General features: G+C 40.9%; 1 protein-coding gene. It reads left to right on the forward strand.

Features of this window, described 5'->3' with window-relative positions; translation table 11 throughout:
- Nucleotides 1–318, forward strand: a 318-nt coding sequence (locus AC0IXA_RS27285; protein WP_471814880.1) for a YitT family protein, incomplete at both ends; no start/stop codon positions are given.

Raw genomic sequence — 318 nt, forward strand, 5'->3', positions numbered from 1 at the left:
TTTTAATATGCAGAACAATTTGGCGGAAGGCGGATTTACAGGTATTACACTGCTTTTATATTTTCTATTTCACATTGACCCATCTATTTCAAACCTTGTCTTAAACATTCCGATCTTTTTTATTGGCTGGAAAATGCTCGGCAGAACGATGTTTACTTATACAATTGTAGGCACAGTCAGTCTTTCTGTCTTTCTTGCCATCTTCCAGCGCTTTCAAATACATATGCCTCTCCAGCACGATTTAGCCTTAGCCGCCCTCTTTGCAGGTGTGTTTATCGGAACAGGCCTCGGGATCATCTTTAAATTCGGCGGTACAAC

The organism is Pseudomonas sp. AC083 (assembly GCF_979253165.1).